13 protein-coding genes are annotated in these 19,712 nt (G+C 62.2%); 2 read left to right on the top strand and 11 right to left on the bottom strand.

What is annotated here, in order from left to right; all coding sequences use genetic code 11:
- Positions 1-74: 74 nt before the first annotated feature.
- A complete protein-coding gene (locus WBQ96_RS16435; protein WP_205826749.1) occupies positions 75-695 on the top strand; it encodes a TetR family transcriptional regulator in 621 nt (206 codons plus the stop codon).
- A 315-nt stretch (positions 696-1,010) separates the two neighbouring features.
- Complete coding sequence (locus tag WBQ96_RS16430; RefSeq protein WP_336551997.1) at positions 1,011-1,307, top strand: DUF982 domain-containing protein; 297 nt, start codon at positions 1,011-1,013, stop codon at positions 1,305-1,307.
- 24 nt (positions 1,308-1,331) lie between these two features.
- Here the strand turns inward: WBQ96_RS16430 and WBQ96_RS16425 are convergent, their stop codons facing one another.
- From WBQ96_RS16425 to WBQ96_RS16375, 11 genes are all read right to left on the bottom strand, one after another.
- Positions 1,332-2,120 (bottom strand): ABC transporter ATP-binding protein, encoded by a 789-nt coding sequence (locus WBQ96_RS16425; protein WP_336551999.1) that lies wholly within the window; start codon positions 2,118-2,120, stop codon positions 1,332-1,334.
- The gene (locus WBQ96_RS16420; RefSeq protein ID WP_336552000.1) at positions 2,117-3,190 is read right to left on the bottom strand and encodes a FecCD family ABC transporter permease; all 1,074 of its coding nucleotides are present in this window, start codon (positions 3,188-3,190) and stop codon (positions 2,117-2,119) included. The genes WBQ96_RS16425 and WBQ96_RS16420 overlap by 4 nt, the downstream gene beginning before the upstream one ends.
- A 5-nt stretch (positions 3,191-3,195) precedes the next feature.
- Positions 3,196-4,320, bottom strand: coding sequence for an ABC transporter substrate-binding protein (locus tag WBQ96_RS16415; protein ID WP_336552002.1), 1,125 nt, complete (start codon positions 4,318-4,320; stop codon positions 3,196-3,198).
- The gene (locus WBQ96_RS16410) at positions 4,317-5,165 is read right to left on the bottom strand and encodes an alpha/beta hydrolase (RefSeq protein ID WP_336552004.1); all 849 of its coding nucleotides are present in this window, start codon (positions 5,163-5,165) and stop codon (positions 4,317-4,319) included. The genes WBQ96_RS16415 and WBQ96_RS16410 overlap by 4 nt, the downstream gene beginning before the upstream one ends.
- Before the next feature lie 86 nt (positions 5,166-5,251).
- The gene (locus tag WBQ96_RS16405; RefSeq protein WP_336552006.1) at positions 5,252-7,276 is read right to left on the bottom strand and encodes a TonB-dependent receptor domain-containing protein; all 2,025 of its coding nucleotides are present in this window, start codon (positions 7,274-7,276) and stop codon (positions 5,252-5,254) included.
- A 96-nt stretch (positions 7,277-7,372) separates the two neighbouring features.
- The gene (locus WBQ96_RS16400; RefSeq protein WP_336552008.1) at positions 7,373-8,176 is read right to left on the bottom strand and encodes a 4'-phosphopantetheinyl transferase family protein; all 804 of its coding nucleotides are present in this window, start codon (positions 8,174-8,176) and stop codon (positions 7,373-7,375) included.
- On the bottom strand, positions 8,169-8,969 hold the full coding sequence (locus WBQ96_RS16395) for a 2,3-dihydro-2,3-dihydroxybenzoate dehydrogenase (RefSeq protein WP_336552010.1): 801 nt from the start codon (positions 8,967-8,969) through the stop codon (positions 8,169-8,171). The genes WBQ96_RS16400 and WBQ96_RS16395 overlap by 8 nt, the downstream gene beginning before the upstream one ends.
- Positions 8,966-9,607: an isochorismatase family protein gene (locus WBQ96_RS16390; protein WP_336552012.1), complete on the bottom strand. Its 642-nt coding sequence runs from the start codon at positions 9,605-9,607 to the stop codon at positions 8,966-8,968. Before WBQ96_RS16390 ends, WBQ96_RS16395 begins: the two co-directional genes overlap by 4 nt.
- Positions 9,604-11,235 (bottom strand): (2,3-dihydroxybenzoyl)adenylate synthase, encoded by a 1,632-nt coding sequence (locus WBQ96_RS16385; protein WP_336552014.1) that lies wholly within the window; start codon positions 11,233-11,235, stop codon positions 9,604-9,606. The genes WBQ96_RS16390 and WBQ96_RS16385 overlap by 4 nt, the downstream gene beginning before the upstream one ends.
- A complete protein-coding gene (locus WBQ96_RS16380; RefSeq protein WP_336552016.1) occupies positions 11,232-12,398 on the bottom strand; it encodes an isochorismate synthase in 1,167 nt (388 codons plus the stop codon). Before WBQ96_RS16380 ends, WBQ96_RS16385 begins: the two co-directional genes overlap by 4 nt.
- A 116-nt stretch (positions 12,399-12,514) precedes the next feature.
- A complete protein-coding gene (locus WBQ96_RS16375) occupies positions 12,515-19,711 on the bottom strand; it encodes an amino acid adenylation domain-containing protein (protein ID WP_336552018.1) in 7,197 nt (2,398 codons plus the stop codon).
- Between the last annotated feature and the right edge of the window lies 1 nt (position 19,712).

Raw genomic sequence — 19,712 nt, 5'->3', positions numbered from 1 at the left:
TGAACGGAAGGGGTCGCTATATTGCGGTGCAACATATATACAAACAGCAATGTATGTAAAGGGAGGCCGAAATCATGCGACGCACGAAATCGGAGTCGGAAGAGACGCGGCAACATATTGTTGATGCCGCAGAGACAGTGTTTCTCGACATGGGCGTGTCGCGGGCGTCGCTGGAGCGCATCGCCCAGGAAGCTGGCCTGACGCGTGGGGCGATCTACTGGCATTTCTCCAATAAACAGCAGCTTTTCAACGCGATGACAGACCGCGTGCGTTCGCTACACAGTGCACTCCTGGAAGCGCAGATCGACGAAACGTCGACCGATCCTCTGGGCTTTATCGAGGAACGCGCCTTTGAGATTGTCAGGCTGTTCGAAGAAAATGAGCACACGCGGAAGGTCTATCAAATTATTGTGACGCGCTGCGAGTATGTCGGGGAGATGCAGGAGGCCCTGGTGTGGCAGCGCTCTCTTCACGACACCATGGCGGCTGTGTTCGAACGTGCATTCGAGCTGGCCGAATCGAGAGGTGAGTTGTCGAACGGATGGGATGCCAGGTCAGCATCGACGACGTTTCTTTGCTTCATATCGGGCATGCTCAATGATTGGCTGCGCTACGATTTCAATTCGGAATTCGCCAAATCCGTTCGCTGCTCGCTGCGGTGTCTCTTGAATTGCTTTGGGGCCAGTTCGAGGTGATTTGCGCTTCGGCTCGTTGAGTGCTTCCCGAAGCGTTGCGGGCTGTTGAATTCGAAGCCTGCTACGCAATTTCAGAGGCCGAGTATCGACTGTTCGCCGGCGATCCGGCCCTTGCCAGTCCTTTCACCGAAGACTGCCGCATGGGACGCGAGAAATCACGCCGCCTCGCGTGACGACACCGGCTCCCATCCTCGCATCCTGTGCCTGCGTGTTCACGTTCACTCGTCGCCCTTTCTTTATTCGTGACGGAGCAAATCTTGCTGTCGCCCACTTCTGCCGTTGAAACAGCGGCATCAAGCAAGGAGTTACGACCCCATGATCGCTCACAAATTCGACCAGCCGCTGTCAATCTTCGTCGGCCTTGGCTTTCCCCGTGACGTCGAAACCGTATTGGACGCCTACGATATCCTTCTCGAATGGAACGGCATTCCCGACCTCGACTATCACGGAGCTCTGGAGGTTTGCCGCAAGGCCATCAATGACGAGAGAACCGCGGCAGATGTGCGCGAGGCGTTCGAAAACTTCGCGCGCAACAAAGGCATCCTTTCAGAGGAAGCACTCGATCGCGCTGCCGGCAGCCTTGCCCGCGAATGGGGAAGACTGAGCGCCTAATCTGTGCGAGCTGACGAAGAACCGCTACACCGACTTGCCGTCGTAGATGACCTGCAGCCTGCCTTGCGAGCAGCGCTCGACCCGCGCGCGGACGCGATAGGCCGCCTCAAGCGTCGCGGAGGTGATCGCCTCCTCGGGCGGCCCTGCGGCTGCGATTTTTCCGTCGACCAGCAGGACGACCGTGTCGGCCCAGGCGAGCGCCAGATTGAGGTCGTGCAGCACCACCATCACGATCATGCCGTCCTCGATGGCGATCTCGCGAACCGCGCCCATGACATCGATCTGGTGACGCGGATCGAGCGCGCTCGTCGGCTCGTCGAGAAGCAGGACCGACGGTCTCCTGACGATCGCCTGCGCAAGGCTGACCAGTTGGCGCTGGCCACCGGATAATTCGTCGAGCGGCGTGAGCGAGAGGTGTCCGATGTTGAGCCGGTTCAGGACAGCGGCGGCCTCTGCGTGAACCGCTGCGTCGGTTGCCCCGCGCCGGTCAGGAGCAACCCTGAGTGCGGTGATGACCGCCTCGATCGTGGTCAGGGCGACGCCCTGCGGCAACACTTGCGGCATGTAGGTGACAAGACCCGCAAGCTCTGTTGGGGCAAGAGCAAGAAGGTTCCTGCCATCGAAATTCACCTCGCCCCGAGCTGGCAAAAGCCCGGCGATGGCGCGCAGAAGCGTCGTCTTGCCGGCCGCGTTCGGGCCGATCATCACTGTGACGCTGCCCGCCGAGATGCGCGGAAGCGAAAGCTCCTTCAACACCTCATGCTTGGGGTAGCCGCAGGTAAGGCCGTTAATGGCTAGCGATCGTTCGGTCATCGGCCACGCCGCCTCAGGATAAGCGCCACAAAGATCGGAATTCCGACGAGCGAGGTGACGATCCCGACCGGCAGCAGCACACCGGGGATCAGCATCTTGCTGGCAAGCGAAGCCAGCGACATCATTGTTGCACCAGTCAGCAGGCTGGCCGGCAGGAAGAAGCGGTGGTCCTCGCCGACCAGAAGCCGGGCGATATGCGGTCCGACGAGACCGACGAAACCAATCGTTCCAACGAAGGCGACCGAGAGCGCCGCCAGCATGCTGACCCGCAGAAGCGTGAAGAAACGCAGCCGGGCAACCGGCACGCCGAAGCTTCGCGCCCGGTCGGTTCCGAAACGCAGCGCGGTCAGTTGCCAGCGCGCGGCAAACGATGCCGGAAAGGCGATTGCCAGGGCGACGGCCAGAATAGCGATCTTCGTCCAGCCGGTCTGGGCAATGCTGCCCATGGTCCAGAACACGAATTGCTGCAACGCCGCCTCGGAAGCCACGAATTGCAGCAGCGCCACCAGCGCATTGAACGCGAACACCATGGCGATGCCCAGCAGCACCAGCGTATCCGGTCCCGTCCCCCGGCGCGCGGAGAGCGCCTGGAGGATCATCACCGACACGGAGGCAAAGAGGAAGGCGTTGGCTGGCACCAGCCATGTCGCTGGCAGACCGGGAAGACTGACACCGAGGATCAAGGCGAGTGCTGCGCCGAGCGACGCTGCCGACGAAACTCCCAGCGTAAACGGGCTGGCCAGCGGATTGTCGAGGATCGTCTGCATTTCGGCGCCTGCAAGCGACAGCGCCGCCCCGACGAGGATTGCCGTCACCGCCTGCGGCAGACGCACCTCCCACATGATGATGCCCTGCGTTCGGGTCGCGCCCTCAAGGCCGAAGAGCGCGTTGAAGGACTGGCTGAGCCCGAGACCGGAAGGCCCTGCAGCAATATCGAAGAAAAACGAAGCGGCAAGTGCTGTAGCGAGTACGGCGATCAGCAGCCGGCGGCGCCAGAGAAGATTTCCATAGGCGTCGGCGGCTGCGTCTCGCGCGCGACCGGTTGCTGCCTCAACAATTTGCGCATTCATATCGGCTAGTCTTTCGCCAGGCTTATCCACGCCGCGCCCTCGAAGGGAACCGGCAGGAATCGCCGGTTGATTTCATCGACAGTGGCGTGGGGGTCGACATCGGCAAACACATTCGGATGGAACCATTTCGCCAGCACCTCAAGAGCCACGATGTTGAGCGGGCTGTTGTGGAAGTTATGCCAGAGACTGTGTGCATCGCCTTTGTGCACGGCGCTGAGTTCGGAAATGATAGGCCTCGCAACAACCGTCTTGAGAGCAGCCAGTGCTTCCTCTTCCGAAATCCCCGGCCCCGCCACGATGCCGCCGCTCGATGCGAGGTGCCGCCCACCGGTGCCGATATAAATGTCCGGGTCCTGAGCCAGCAGATATTCGGGGCTGAGGGGACCGAACGCGCCCGGCACGACGGCCTCGCCGATGTTGATGCCGCCAGCCTCGACGATGAACCGGCCGAGATTGGCACGGCTTGGCGACATGCAGCACTGCTCCCTGGAATTGGCCTGCATTTCCATGAAAACAGACGGTCTATCGGAAATTTTCGCGACACGTTCAACGATCCGGCTTCTGTGTTCGAGATAGAAGTCGAGAAACGCCCTTGCCTCCGCTTCCTTGCCCAGAACCTTGCCCAGCAGCTCGACGCTGGGAACCGTGTTCTCATAGGGGTCGGCGCGAAAATCGATGAAGATTGCGGGAATGCCGGCGGCCGTGAGCGTCTCCGCCAAAGCCTGTGACCGCGGATCGCGGCCGATATTCCCGCTCAGGATCACAAGATCTGGCTCTGCCTCGATCGTCTTTTCTGCCGAAAGATTGCTCGCCTCGTCATCGAGCTTCGGCGCGGCTGCAAACTCGGCGAAATTTGCCTCATAAGCCTTGCGCGCCTCGGGATCGAACAGCCGTGTGCCTGCCGTCCCGACGATGCGTCTGGCCACATCCCGGTCGATAAGAGAGAGGCTTACCAACTGGCGAGCCTCTGCAAGCACGATGCGCTTCGCCGGCAATTGTACCGAGACCGTGCGACCGGCAAGGTCGGTGACGGTGATCTGCTCGGCCATGGCCGCAGGTGCTGCGAAGGCCAGGACAAGCAAGCCGAGCACAAGACGCTCAAGCGCCGGCTTTATCGGGATCGACTTCATCGCCCAGCACCTTCGCGGTGAAGAAGGCTGAACCCGATCGTGCGGCTGACCAAGGCCGGCAGAACCGTCATATGTTCCTCACCGGCAAATTCGACGTGCTTGAATGTCAGCCCGTTGGCCGCCAGGGGCGCAAGCAGCGCAGCCATCTTGCGTGAATCCGCCACCATGTCGTCGAGCTCGTCGGCGCCTATGCCGATGAGCAGCTTCTTGCCGCTCAGATCTGGGGAACTGGCGACAAAGTCACGGGCGCGACCAAGCAATTCGCTATTGTTCCACCAGATCGATGGACTGCCGGCGATATAGGTGGAGAACAAATGAGATCGCGTGAACAAGGTGTGCAAGGTGAAGAACCCGCCAAGCGAATGGCCCAACAGGGTCTGCCGGTTTCGGTTGACGGGTAGCCGCCGCTCGATCTCGGGCTTCAGGTCGCGCTCGATGAAATCCAGAAATTCGTCGGCTCCGCCCAGCTTCGGCCAGGGTTCATCCACCTTGCGCGGCGGCAGAGCGGAAGGCGACGACGGCGTCGTGTAGTCGAAGTAGCGGCGCACGACATCGAAAGGTTCTTCGGTCTCATAGCCGATTGCGACCAGCGCGGCCGGCTCAAAACCTTTTGGCTTGCGTGTCTGAAGCCGTACGGCTTCCGCTCCGATCAGGAAGGTGGCGTTGCCGTCAAGCAGATAGATTACGGGATAGCCTTCCGCCGGCGCGGCGTCGCGTGGAAGAGCCACGAATATCCGGTAGCGCCGGCCATTGGCCGACGCTGTGAGTGTAAACTGTTCCGTAGCGGGAACGGTGATCCCAACCGAAGACCCGGTCGCCTGAGCACTCGATGCAGCTATGTTCATGACGAAAATCCAGACAGCAATGAGTTTTGACAGCTCCATTCCCCACGATGGTTACGGGAAGAGATCACCGATCCGCGCCGCATCTCTCAGAACCTTCCGGTGGCCGAGAAGAAGAAGCGGCGGCCATCGACATTGAAGTCGTCACCGACCGTTCGGGTTACCGTCTTGTCGGCGACGTTCAGCACACCGCCGCGCACGGTGAAGTTCTCGTTGACGTCGTAGCTGGCGACGACATCGCCGGTCACGAAGGCATCCATCTTGGAGGCGTATTCAAGATTCCCGCTCGCCGGCACCCATGTGTACTGCTTGCCGACATAGTTGAGGTTGACGGACAGGTTGAGCTTTTCGGTGGCTTGCCAGTCGACCCCGAAATTCGCGGAGTGCTTGGGCTGATAGGCCAGCGGCCGCTCGACACCGCTCAGGTTCTTTGCGTCCAGAAACGTGTAATTGGCCTTGAAGGTCCAGCCATCGAACGGCTGTACGGAGACCGACGCCTCGATACCCTGGGTCCGGGCGCGATCGACATTCTCGTAGGTGAACATCGGCAGCCCATCGGGCGTGAAGCCGACGAAATTGGGATATTTCGTCGCCTCAGTGACATCGCCGGTACGGTTCGGCGGGAATGGGATCATGTTCTTCAGGTCGTTGCGGAAAGCGGTCACGCCACCTGACCAGATCGCACCCTCGTAAAGCAGCCCGAGTTCGACGCTCTGGCTCGTCTCGGGCTTGAGGTCCGTGCTGCCGAGCAGGTAGCAGCTGCCGCCGCAGGATATCTGCCGCCAGTTCGGGCTGTTCTCGAGCAGGGTGGGCGACTTGAAGGCGGAAGACCAGCCGCCCTTCAGGGTCAGCTCCTTCGTCAGATGATAAACGCCATAGACGCGCGGGCTGTTATGGGCGCCGAAATTCTCGTGATAATCGAGGCGGTTTCCAAGCGTCACCAGGAAATCATCCGAGAACTTTATCTCGTCTTCGATGAACAGCGCGCTCTGCCATACCGACGACGATGTGCCGCCCTCGCCCGTCAGGACATAGGGATCGTCGATGCTCTGATACCGGTGCGAGCCGCCGATCGTCAGCTTCTGGTCGAACATCATGTCGACGGGCAGCACGACCTTGCCGTCGATGCCGGCATTGTAGGCAGTATTCGGCTGATCCACACCCAGCGTGTTGCCATGGCCACGATAGTTGTGAACCCGGTCACCCCAGAGCTTCAGTTCGGTGGTGCCGAAATCATAGTCGCCGCGATGCGTCAGCGAGAGAGCGTGGCGATCGAGCGGATAGTTGTCATGCGCCTTGCGGGAATAGCCGTAGTTGAAGTCGAACTCGTTCTGAGAGTCCGGTGTCCAGGTGCCTGTCGCGTCGATGAACTTGCTGTCGCTTTCGGTGAAGCCGGCAAGTGCGGCGTTGGGATTCAGCGACGGGTCATCGGCGTTGCGATGGTCCCAGCTGCCGTAAAGCTTGAGCCCGAATTTGTCCTTCACCAGCGGACCGGACAGATAGAAACCGGTGCGCCAGGAGTCGCCGGCCTTCCTGTTCTGCTGCAGCGTGTAGTCGGTCGTGATCGAGCCATGCCAGGCGTCTGTGACCTTCTTGGTAATGATGTTGATGACGCCGCCGATGGCATCGGAGCCATACAGCGAAGACATCGGCCCCCGCACGATTTCGATGCGTTCGATCGCGTCGAGAGGCACCCAGCCTGAATCATAGTCATTGCCGCGGAACATGTTCGGCGCGGAGTTCACGCGCTTGCCGTCGATCAGGAACAGCGTGTAGCGCTCTCCGAGACCTCGGATCTGGATAGTGTTCGCGTTTCCGGCACGCCCCACCGTTACGCCTTCGACCTTGGAAAGAATGTCGCGCACGTCCTGTGCCGGCATCTTTGCGATTTCCTCGGCGGTAACGACGGTGATGCTGGCTGGAGCATCCCTCATGTCGATAGCCGATCCCGAAGCCGTGACCACGACCTGGTTCAGGACGATTGCCTCTTCCTCCTCCGCGAACGCCATCGAACTGGTCGACAGGAGAAGTGCGAGAGAGAGCTTCAATCCGCGCCGCGTCGTCGCGCAGCGTGCGGCAGTGTTTCTGTTGGTTATCCCCGATGAATGGTACATTTCAGCCCCCTGCTGATCAAAAGCTGGCTGGCAGGGCGCACCCATACTGGCTTGCTGGCTATAGATATGTTTTTCCAATGAATCCCCACGACCCGGCTATTGAACTTGAATATTTGAGTCAAGTTTTTTGTAGCCGAATACACGCCGCGACAGTTCGAAATTGGCGAGCCGTGTCTTTTCGCCAACGGCTGCTTTTGGCTGGTGCCGTCGCAGCGACAGAGCTGCCGAAAATCCCGCTATCAGAGGCAGGCGGAGAAGCTCCCAGTCGCCCGCCTCTGCCTGGGTTGCGAAGAGCATCGCCTTGCTGCGGCCGGCATGCATATCCGGACTCACGTCGATGTCCTGAAGCTCGATGCCGAGACCCAGGCCCATCGCTTTGACCAGGGCCTCCTTGCGCGTCCAGAGATCGTAGAAAACGTTGCCGCGGCGCGCCGCAGGCAGGCGCTCAAGCGCGGCCCGTTCATTCTGCGAAAAGGCTATCGAAGCGACCTCGTAAGGCGGCTCGGGCAGGATTTTCTCGATATCCACGCCGACCGGTCCCGCGGACGAGACCGCAATCAGGATCCTGTTTGCGCTGTGAGAGATATTGAACTCAAGATCGCAGCAAGGATGACGAAGCGAAGGCTTGCCCCATTCGCTGACATCGAAGACGAGGCTTTTCGCATTCACGCCAAGTCGAGCCGCAAGAACGCGCCTCAACGAAGCATGCGCGGCGACGAAAACTGCGCGCTGCGCTGCGGTCTTGAAGCTTGCAGCCCTTTTGCTTTCGACCTCGTCAAGCAGCATGATGTCGGCATCCGGTGCGTAGTCGGGCCGCACTTCCACCTGCCAGACGAGGATCTCTCCGGCAGGAAGCCCGAACGTCTCGTGCAAGCGGACCGGAAGAACTGCCTCAACCACGAAGTGTCGCTCCGCCGTCGACATAGACGTCGGCCATGGTGATGTGAGCGGCACGGTCGGACAGCAGAAACACGACGGCATCGGCGACGTCTTCCGGCGTTGCGAGCTTGCCGAGCGGGATGCCTGCCTTGAAGGTCTCGGGCGAACCGGCAATGACATTCGCCGCGCCATCGGCATCCGCCCACATGCCGGTCTGCATGGGTGTGAGCGTGGAGCCGGGAGCAACGATGTTGCAGCGGATGCCATGAGGCGCCAATTCAAGCCCGAGACAGCGCGTGAACATCGTTGCTGCCGCCTTCGAGGCTGCGTAGGCCGCCATGCCGTGCCGGGGAACCCCGGCGGCATTGGAACTGACCGTGACGATGCTGCCCCTGCGGCGCGGCGTCATGCGTCTTGCGAGCGCGCGGCCCAGATGGAAGACACCTTGCGCATTAACAGTGAAGACACGCTGCCACGCGGCGTCGGTGGTATCCGCCACCAGCCCGGTTGCCAGAACGCCGGCAACGCTGACGCCGATGTCGATCGGCCCCCATTCGGTCTCGATCTTCTCGACAAGCGCCTCGACCGCCGAACCGTCCGTCACATCGAGCACCTCACGGCGAACGCCGTCGAGAACCGGCACGCCTGAAACGTCCAGGTCAGTCGCGACTACTCTTGCGCCTTCCGCATGCAGCGCCTCGACCAGGGCAATTCCGATCCCGCCCGCCGCACCGGTCAGAAGCACGATCTTGCCGGCAAGACCCGAGGGGCGTGTTGCGCGCGCGGTTCCGTTCGACAGGGAAACGTCGCTCATAGTGCCGCCTCTAACTGCGCGGTGGCGAAGGGGACCCCACAAGTCGCGGCGACATAGGCAACCGCCATGTCGTGCTTTTCGCGGGAGAAATCGGCCACGGCATCGGCTACGAAGAAAGGCTCGATATCGCGCATGAAGGCCTCGCCGGCCGTCATCAGGCAGCCGATATGCGCGTAGATTCCACAGACGATAAGCTGATCCCTGCCGCGAACGCGCATCAGCGTTTCAAGGTTGCTGCGCTGAAAGGCGCTGTAGCGGTGCTTCACCAGAACGAAATCGCCGGTCGCCGGTTCAAGCTCCGGCAGTATCGGCTGATGCTCCGCCTCCCCGCTCATTCCCGGACCCCAGAGATCGGCCTGCAGGCCGCGATCGCGCCGGTCCTGATTGCCCGTCTGCGCTGTATAGAACACTGGTATGCCGGCAGCCCGGCAATGGGCGATCAGCCTGGCGATGTTTGCGATAACCGGAGCAATCGGCGATTCTCCGGGCTGAAAAGGGCGTACGAAATAGCGCTGCATGTCATGCACCAGAAGTGCTGCACGCTCGCGCTCCGGCTTCCAGGGAGCACGCGCGACCGGCAATTCTTCGGCTGTCGGCAAGGCATAGGCCGGTATCTGGGGCAGGCCCTTGGCAGTCACTGAATATTCTCCTCGTTTTGCGTCAGGAATTCGCCACGCAGGCGCGCCCTGAGTTCCTTGCGGCTGACCTTGCCGGCAGCCGTGGTTTCGAAACGATCGACGAAGATGATCTGGTCCGGCACCTTGAAAGCCGCGATGCCGCGTTTTCTCATCCAGGCCTTCAAGGCGGAGGATTTCAGGCCTTCTTCCTGCGCGATGACGAAGGCACAGCTTCGCTCGCCCAACGTCGGATCGGGTATCGAGACGATGGCGGCGTCGAACACCCCGGAATGCGCCAGCAGATGATCCTCGATCTCCTCGGCGGAGATTTTCTCGCCGGCCCGGTTGATGTGGTCTCCAGCGCGGCCGAGAACTTCGAGATAACCTCCAGCCAGCCGGCGCACCACGTCTCCCGTGCGGTAGAAACCGTCCGGCGTGAATGAGCGCTGATTGGCACCATCGTCATTGTGATAGGCGCGGATCGTGTACGGTCCACGGGTCAGGAGATAACCCGGCTTGCCCTCCTCGACCTCCTTGCCCTGATCGTCCACCACCAGAACCTCGTCGTCCGGGCTGATGGGGCGCCCTTGCGTGTTGATGACAATGTCGTCGGGATCATCCAGGCGGGTATAGTTCACCAGCCCTTCGGCCATGCCGAAGACCTGCTGCAACTGGCAGCCGAGCGTCGATTTCACGCGTTTTGCCGCTTCCGGAATGAACTTCGCACCGCCTACCAACAGGACCTTCAGGCTGGAAAGGTCGTGCGTATTTGTGGGCGCCGCCTGTATCCAGAGCAGCGCCAGCGGCGGCACCAGACCGGTGATGGTGACGCGCTCGCGCGCTATCAGCGGGAAGGTGAAGTCAGGATTGGGAGCAGAGCTCATAACCACCCGCGCACCCGCATAGAGCGCACCCATATGGCCGGGCGAGCTCATCGGGAAATTATGTGCGGCAGGCAGCGCTACGAGAAACACGCTGTCCTGCGTCACGCCGCAAATCTCGTTGCTGGCGCGGAAACTGTAGATGTAGTCGTCGTGGGTGCGCGGGATGAGTTTTGGCAACCCGGTGCTGCCGCCGGAAATCTGCATGAAGGCAACGGCGGCAGGATCAGGATCGGCAGGCAGGTTCGCCGTGTCGGCCACACAGGCATCGAGTGCCATGAATTCCTGCGCATCGCCGACGATCACCACGTGCCGTACTTCAGGCACCGCGTCCCGCAGGTCGCGGGCAAGCACGCGATAGTCGAAACCGTCATAGTCCGCACCGGCGATATAGGCTGCTGCTTCGGATCGTTGTGCGAGATGCACGATCTCGGTCAGCCGGTGTGCCGGAAGGCTGTAGACCGGGACGAGACCTGCCCGAAACAGCCCGAAAACGACGGAGAAAAACTCCGCGATATTGCCCAGTTGAACGACCACCCTCTGCCCCGGCACCAGGCCAAGGGCCAGAAAGCCGGCTGCATGCGCCTCGGCCCGGCGGTGCAGTTCGGCGTAGCTCCAGCGCCGTGCCCCATCGACTACGGCGATAGCGTCGGGCCGCTCGGCAGCGCGATCGCGAAGGAACCCCGGAAAGGTCTCGCCGCGCCAGTAGCCGGCCTGACGGTAAAGGCGCGCAAACTCATCGGGCCAGCGCTGTTCGACGGGCTTCATATCCGCGCCCCTTGCGTATCGATGCCGAGTGCCGCAAGCAACGCGCCGAATTTAGCGCCCGTTTCTTCAGCTTCGGCCCATGGATCGGAGCCCGGTACGATGCCGGCTCCCGCATAAAGCCGCGCCTCGCAGCCGCTTATCTCGGCGCAGCGGATCGTCACATACCAGGCGCCGTCGCCGCGCCCGTCGCACCATCCCACCGTGCCGGCATAGAAATCCCGGTCATGGGGCTCGAGCTGGCCGATCAATTGCGCAGCGCGGTCCCGTGGCAGGCCGCAGACGGCAGGTGTCGGATGAAGTGCGGCGGCGAGAACGACCGCAGGAACCGTCTCGTCCCTGAGTTCGCCCTCGATACGGGTGCCCAGATGCCACATGCTCCTCGTGCTGGTCAGGGACATCCCTTCCGGCCGCGAAAGGTGCCGGCAATACGGTGCCAGCGTGTCGAGTATGAACTCGACGACGATCTGGTGCTCGCGCCTGTCCTTGTCGGAACGGCCGAGTGCGGCGGCAGCGGCGGCATCGACCGCAATATCGCTCTGGCGACGCGCCGAGCCTGCCAGCGGATGCGACGAAATACGCGCGCGCGCCTTGGACAGCAGCAACTCGGGTGTCGCGCCTACCAGCGCACGGGAGCGGCCCGCTTTGTGCGGCAACGGGACCATAAAGGCGGTGATTGCCGGATCGATCGAAAGCCGCGCGAGCAGCATGCCAAGGTCGATCGGATGTTCCGCAACCGCCACCAGACTGCGCGCCAGAACGATCTTTGCCAGCGCGTCCGTCTGCCCTTCTTCCGCCGCCATGATCGCTAGCGCGCGCTGCACCGCGGCAACGTAACCCGCCGGCTCCGGCTCCGGTCGCAGACGCCAGCGGCCTGCGTGGCGAGCGGCCGAAGGCACCGGCTCGGGCGTCTTCGTCACCTGCGAAGCCTGCCACAGATAGTCATCGGCATCGCGATCGAACGGGAGAGCGCCGGCGATCAACGCGTCAGCACCGACCTTGCTGAAGAATGAGCCGACACGCTCCCCGAGACTGGCCGCAGGGCCACGCTGGAGTGCGGCCTCCATGCCGAGACCGCGAATTGTCCCGCGGCGCGACTGGAAGGCGAACAGCAGATCTTCCTGCAGGGCCGAAGCCGCTACCACTTTGCGCGCAAGAGCGTTCATCGCCCGCCTCCGCTGAGCGTCGAAAGGAACGGGCGGTTATGGAGCTTGATAATGTTTTTCATCATCTTTTGCCTGTCATTGAAATTCTTCGGCACGCGTATCGACCTTGGGCATCACTACTCCGCAGCCTCCTGCGGCCGCATCGGTGCGACCGTTCCAACATGAGGTTCGGCCTCCAGGATCAGTGTGTTGAGCAACGGCCCGAGAATCTCGAGCGACGCCGGAGAGATGATGTCTTCGTGCGAGCAATGCGCCAGACGATGGATCGAAACCGAAGACACGCGGCTGTTCCAGCACGTCTCCGGGTCGATACCCGGCGGGACCGACTTGCCGGCGACGAAGAGGGTTATCCGCCCATCATAGTCTGGCGTGCTGGCCTTCGAGAGCAGGGTGACGCTGTCGCCGTAGTTCTCGAAAATGTGGCCGAACATTTCCTCCTTTTCCCGGCGGAAATCATCGTCCATCACATCGGCCATGGCATCGTTGATGAACTGCTCCTGCTCACGTTCCGCGCCGAGATTGGCTTGCGCACCGTCGGGGTCGCTCCAGTCGTGTTCCTCGGATGGGTAGGTATCGAGCAATCCCAGGAACCGGACCGTCTCGCCCAGACGCCGGAGCCTGACCGCAAGCCCGTAGGCAATCGTGCCACCGAGCGAATAGCCGAGAAGATAGTAGGGTCCTGAGGGCTGCACCTCGCGCAGGATGGCGAGCTGCCTGTCGCACAGCTCTTCCATCGTCTCGCTTGTGGCAATCGGCCCATGCGGCCGGGGCGATTGCAGGCCGATGATCGGCATGTCCTTTTTCAGGTAGCGCGACAGAACGCTGTACTGCCAGGACACGCCCGACGCCGGATAGATACAGATCAGTGGCGGTCCCTCGCCCGGCCTGAGACGGATCACGAGTTCAAAACCGTCCTTGGCCATGCCGCCGACCAGTTCGCCGGCAACGAAGTGTTCCGCGAGTTTCGCAACCGTCGGCATCACCATGATCTGGCCGACGGAAAGCTGCCGCTTCAGGTCGCGGCGGATACGTGCCGCCAGCCGCATCGCCAGAAGTGAATGACCGCCAATTGCAAAGAAGTCTTCCTCTGCTCCAACCGTCTCGCGGCCAAGCAGATCGGCAAAGATTTCGGAGATCCGGCTCTCCAGTCCTTCAGCCGCCGCCCTCCCCGCGGCGGACTCAGCCGCCGCCGGCAGCGGCAGCGCCTTGCGATCCAGCTTGCCGTTGGGCGACAGCGGCAGCGCGTCCATAGCGATGAAGGTGGCCGGCACCATATGGCCCGGCAGTACCGCCTTCAGCGTGTCCGCGAAGGTGTCGAGCGCTGGCGATCCGTTCGGGACAGCTACGACATAGGCCACCAATTGACGTTCATCCGCACCGGCAAGACCGGGCTGCCCGACCTGGACGGCATTCACCACGGCCTGTTGCACGCCCGGCAACCGCTCGATCTGTGCCTCAATCTCGCCGAGTTCCACGCGCTGGCCGCGGATCTTGATCTGATGATCGGTGCGGCCGAGATATTCCACCTGTCCGTCCGGCAGCCAGCGCGCCAGATCGCCGGTGCGATACATCCGCTCCGCTTCAGTAAAGGGATCGGCGACAAACCGCGAAGCAGTCAGCTCGGCACGGCCAAGATAACGAAGCGCAAGCTGCACGCCGCAGAGATAGAGTTCTCCCGCGACCCCGACGGGTACTGGGCGGAGCAGATGGTCGAGGATGCGCAGTTGCGTATTCCACACCGGCAGGCCGATCGGCACGCCGCCACTTCCGGCGACAAGATCGCCCGAAGCAGGAGCGTAGGTGACATCGACGGCGGCTTCCGTGGGGCCATAGAGGTTGTGAAGTTCTGCACTGAACAGACCGGCGAATTCCCGTGCCAGACCCTTGGCCAATGCTTCGCCGCTGCAGAAGACCCGCTTCATTGAAGAACAGGGCTGCGCGCCCGGTGCGGCAGTCTCCTTCGTCGTGGCAAGAAAAACGGCAAGCATGGAGGGCACGAAATGTAGCGTCGTCACGCCATGAGTTTCGATGAGGTCGAGCAGCGCGGCAGGATCGCGATGCGCCTCGGGCGGCGCCATCACCAGACTTGCGCCGACCACATAGGACCAGAAGAATTCCCAGACCGAGACGTCGAAGCCACAAGGCGTCTTCTGCAACACCACGTCGCTGCGATCGAGCGGATATTGGTGCTGCATCCAGAGGATGCGGTTGACGATTGCCGCATGTGACACGACCACGCCCTTCGGCCTGCCGGTCGTGCCGGACGTGTAAAGCACATAGGCCGGATGCTGTGGCGTCAGCGCCTGATCCGCCGACAGGTCGCGAACCTCGATAGAAAAATCGGCAAGTTGCTCGAACAGGAGCAGGGGCACCGTTTCCTGGACGAGCGACCGCGAACCGGCATCGGCGATGACAAGGCGCGGCTTCGCATCGTCGAGCATGAAGGCGAGCCGATCGGGCGGATAGCTCAGGTCGAGCGGAAGGAAGGCTGCGCCCGCCTCGATCACCGCCAGAATGGCAAGGCTCAGCCGAGCGGAACGCGGCAGGGCAACGGCGACGATGTCGCCCGTCTTCACCCCTTCCCCACGCAGGCGCTCCGCCAGATGCAGGACCTGCTGGCGGACCTGGCGGAAAGTCAGTTCGCCGTCCGCGTCGACAAGCGCAATGTCGTCGGGCGTGCGCCCCGCCTGGGCGATAAGCAGATCGCGCAATGTCAGCGACGGTAGAGGATGAGAGGTCGTGTTGATGCTCTTGATCAGTTCCCTATCTTGAGGCGTCCAGACCGGAAGCGCAGCGACCGGACGTTCCGGCTGGCGGGCAAGCACTTCGAGCACACCGGCGATCCGTTCCGCCAGCGCGCGTGGATCGGCAACGGCACCGCGATTTTCAATGAGAAGCGTCAGTTCGCGGCCGGGCAGCACCAGCAGCGCCAGCGGATAGTGGCTGTAGCCGCGATTGTGGACATTGCGGACGCGAAGCCCGGCAAGGTCTCGCTCCAGATATTCGTTGTCGGGGTAGTTCTCGACCACGAGCAGCGTGTCGAACAGCGTCTTGCCGCCGGCCAGCGCCTGGATTTCACCGAGGCCGAGATCGTCACGCTCCATCAGCAAAGCGTGCTGCGCCTGCATGCCCTGCATCTGATCCCAGAGCGAGACCTCCGGGCGCAAGGCTACCCGCACGGGAATGGTCGTGAGGAACAGGCCCACCTGCTCGCCAATGCCGTCGATTGGTGCCGAGCGACCGGCAATCGGCGTGCCGAAAATCACCTCGTCGCGACCGGCCATCGAGCCTAGAACAAGCCCCCAGACGGCCTGCATCAGCACATTAAGCGTAACGCCGCGCTGACGCGCCTGCGAAAGCAATGCGTCTGATAACTCCGCCGGCAATGACAGTTCGTGTTCCTCGACCGTGCCGGTCGCCGTCACATGATCGAAAAGGCAGGTCCGGGCCGCACCGTCGAGTGCTGCCGTCCAGATCTCCCGGCTCGGCGCGGCATCGCGTGCCGCCAGTCTGCGCACGACGTCGGCGTAGCTGACGGTCTGAGGCGGCAGCTCGCGGGCATCGAGCGCGTAGGCATCGAGAAGATCGCGAAGAAGCAACGGTGTCGACCAACCATCGATCATCAGGTGATGAACCACGATCAGCAGGACATGCCGTTCCTCGCCAAGCCGCACCAGCGCGGCGCTCAACAGCCGCCGGAAGGCAGGACCGACATGGTCACGTTCGACCGCCAAAGCCTGAATCCGCTCCAGTGCGGCGGCTTGCTCGTCAGCAGCCAAAGCGGAGAGGTCGTGCTCAGCCCATGGCCAGAGATGTTCCGCCCCTTCAGGCAGCTTCGGAACCAGCAGCAGCGGCTCGTCGCGGCCCTCCATGTCAAAGACACCGCCAAGTTGCGGATAGCGGCGCAAGACGGCGTCGAAGGCGCGGCGAAGCCTTGAAATGTCGAGAGCGCCATCAAGATCGAGCCGTGTGTAGGCATTGTATGTCCCCGCCTGGTCGCCGAGCTGTGCGTGGAACAGCATGCCTTTCTGTGTTGGAAGAACCGGCACCACGGCATCGATCGGGCCGTAGCGTGCCCGCAGCGCCATCGTCTCCGCGGGCGTGAGCGAAGGCGTTGCGACAGGCTCTGCCGCGGTGGTCTGGGTCGCCAGCGGCTTAATCGCGAGCGCAATATGCCGCGCATCGCGCTCGGCGAAAATATCGCGTGGCCGCAAAAGGAAGCCCTCAGCACGCAAGGCACTGCAAAGCATGATGGCGGTGATGCTGTCGCCGCCAAGCGAGAAGAAATCGTTGTCTACGCCCACGGCGGGTAGCTTCAGAGCCTGTGCCATGGCTTTGCAGACGAGAAGCTCGCCAGCCGTCGATGGCGCCGCCTCTACCGATACCATCGGAGCCGGGAGCCGCGCGCGATCCACCTTCCCGTTCACTGTCAGCGGAAACGCATCCAGCACGACAATCGCCGCCGGGATCATATAGTCGGGCAGTTTGTCTTTCAGGCTGCGGCGCAAGGCGTTAGAGAGCGACGGCCTGTCTTCGCTAGCCGCTCGATCCATCGTGCAGTATGCGATCAGGCGATGGCTGCCGTTCATCGCCTCCGCGATCACCAGCGCTGCCTGCACGCCGGACAGCGCCAGCAACGCCGTTTCGATCTCTGCCCTCTCGACCCGGTAGCCACGCACCTTCACCTGATGGTCGCTGCGGCCGATGAATTCGACCAGCCCCACTTCGTTCCAGCGGACACGATCGCCGGTACGATACATGACCTCGCCGGTGCGGAAGGGATTGGCGACGAAGCGCTGTGCTGTCAGGTCGGGCCGCCCGAGATAACCACGGGCAAGGCCGCTGCCCGAAATATAGAGCTCACCAACGAAGCCAACCGGCATCGGCTGCAGATGCCCGTCAAGGATATAGACCTGCGTGTTGCCGATCGGTCGGCCAACCACCGGATGCTCCGCCACGCTAACCGGCGCGCGCAGTGTGTCGACGGTGTATTCCGTTGGCCCGTAGAGATTATGCGCCTGCAGGTCGATGTGTTGTCGCAAGGCGGTCCAGAGCGCAGGAGATGCTGCTTCACCGCCAATCAGCAGCACGGTCGGACGATAGCGGCCGGGCGCGAGAAGCCCGCAATTCATCATCTGCGCGCAGAAGGAAGGCGGCAGATCCATGGCGTCGATGCCGAGCAAATCGATGACCTCGACGAACCCTTCGGCATCACCGCGCAACTCATCGTCGATAATATGCAGTTCCTGCCCGAGCAGCATCCAGAAGATCTGCAGCCAGGACGAATCGAAGGCGAAGGAATGGGTATGTGCTGCCCGCAGCGTTCTCCCCGATTGCCTCGCGGCGAAGGCTTCGAGACCCGGCTCGTAGATCGTCGGCCGATGCGACAGAAGCAGGTTGAGCAAGGCACCGTGGCTGTTCATGACGCCCTTGGGGCGACCGGTGGAGCCCGAGGTGAAGATCACGTAGGCGATCGAGTTGGCGCCGATTGGCGCCTTTCTTTCGGCTGCAGCAACCAGGGTTTCCGAGCAGGCGGCACAGGCGGCGATCACCGACGGATCATCGAGGCAGATCAGGTCCAGGCCGACCGGCAGATATGTGGCCTCGCTCTGCGTGGTCAGAGCTATGACTGGCCGCGCGTCCTCGCACATCATGGAGAGACGCTCGACGGGATAATCAAGATCGAGCGGCATATGCGTCGCACCACTTGCAAGCACGGCAAGCATGGCCACCACTGCCTCTTCCGAGCGGGGCAGCGCGACGGCGACGACATCGCCGGGGCCAATGCCTCTGCCGATGAGAAGGCGCGCCAGACGGAAAACGCGCGTCGACAGCTCCGCAAATGTCAGGGCGGTTTCGCCGAAGACCAGAGCAGTCGCATCGGGCGTCTTCGCTACCTGCGTGATGAAGACATCGAGAATGGTGGTGAGTTCCGCCGGCTGCGCGATGGCAGCGCCAGTGGCGCTCGCGGCAATCAACCGAGCCTCGCTGTCTTCCGTCACCGGCAGGCGTGCGATCGAAGTTTCATTGTCCTCGCAGAACGCCTCGATCAGGCACGCCAGGCGCGTTGCATGGCGGTGCAGATCGTCCCCGTCGTAAAGCGACGCATCGGCGCGCAGTTCGAGCGTGACGACCCCCTCATGAATGAGAATGCCGAATTCGATATCATCGACGGGACCTGTCGCGAGGTGATGGGTGACGCCACGGAGGTCGCCGAATTTCAGGTCGTAGTCGAACATGCGATAGTTGACGACCGGGCCGTATAGCGCCCTTCCGCTGCCGACCAGGCCCAGATCGCGCTGTATTTGCTCCGCATCGTAACGCTGGTGCCTGCGCACCTCGCGCAAGGCCGCCTTGACGCGTTCGGCAATTGCGATGAGCGGGAGCGCACCGTCGACATCGACGCGCACCGGCAGCACGTTGACGACCGGCGCCACAGAATTGATGGCAGCTGACCCCATGCGGCGCATGAAGGGAATGCCGACCACCTGACGCGCCTCGCACGAGGCACGGAAGAGATAGGCAGCCACTGACGCCATCAGGATGTCGAATACGGCAACCTTGTGCTGCGCCGCGGAAGCTTCCAACGTCGCGAGGCTTTTGGACGGCAGCCGATGCGAATGCGCCACCACGCCGGAGGTGTTTTCCAGACTGGGCAGATCACGGCGAATCGACAGATTGCAGGCTGCAGGAATATCCCCGCAGTACCCTGCCCAGAAATCGCGGTCCGCCGAAAAGGCAGCGGATTGAGCGTAGGCGCGGTATTCCTCGACGACCTCCGAAACGCTCCCGAAAGACGCCGGGCCGACCGGTTCACCACGCAGGCTCAAGCTATAAATCTCGGCGATCCGCCGCGTCAGCGCGTTGAAGCTGAAGCCATCGAGTATCACATGATGGTAGCGCTGGTACCAGAACCAGTGCGGCGCCCCATCCGTTTTGCCGAGATTGATCAGCACCTGTCGGCAAAGCAGCCGCTCGCCGCTGGCCGGCAGATCCTCTGCGATATCGCCTTCCATGAAAGCACGCGCGGCGCTTTCTGCGTCGGCTGCACGGCTTAGATCGAGGATTTCAGGATCGGCGATGAAAACCGGGTCCGGCATGCCCTGCCAGGCTCCGGCCTCGTCCTCGAAATAGCGTGCTGTGACCGTATCGGCCTCGGACAGGCCAATGCGGATCGCTCTTTGCAGCACTTCGACATCGATTTCGCCTCGGAACTCGATGCCATGCGCAATGACATAGCGGTTCTTGCGCGCAGCGACCTGGTCTGCCAGCCAGATGCCGAGCTGAGTGCTTACGAGCGGAAGTTTATGCATG

This window comes from Mesorhizobium sp. CCNWLY176 (assembly GCF_037153935.1).
GTDB classification, from domain to species: Bacteria; Pseudomonadota; Alphaproteobacteria; order Rhizobiales; family Rhizobiaceae; genus Mesorhizobium_M; species Mesorhizobium_M zhangyense.
Note: the sequence above shows the minus strand (reverse complement) of the source record. Positions and strands in the feature narration are given on the sequence as shown.